Genomic DNA, 248 nt, shown 5'->3' on the forward strand with positions numbered 1-248 from the left:
GTCGACAACACCGACCTGAGCCTCAGCGCCACCGGCACCGTGGTCGAAGGCGGCCAGATCACTTACACCGCTACCCTGACCAACCCGGCCGGCACGCCGATGACCGTGACCTTGAGCAATGGCTCGGTCATTACCATCGAAGCGGGCAAGACCACCGGCAGCGTGATTGTCGATACGGCGGACAATGACGTTTACAACAACGGCAGCACCGTCAGCACCACCATCACCGGGACCACCGGCGGCAATTT

General features: G+C 62.1%; 1 protein-coding gene. It reads left to right on the forward strand.

Annotated features, from left to right (window positions below; all coding sequences use genetic code 11):
• Positions 1–248 (forward strand): immunoglobulin-like domain-containing protein (locus K0F88_RS32160; RefSeq protein WP_374039773.1); only part of this gene is annotated, 248 nt, incomplete at both ends.

Source organism: Pseudomonas sp. UMAB-40 (assembly GCF_900095275.1).
Classification (GTDB): Bacteria; Pseudomonadota; Gammaproteobacteria; order Pseudomonadales; family Pseudomonadaceae; genus Aquipseudomonas; species Aquipseudomonas mandelii_B.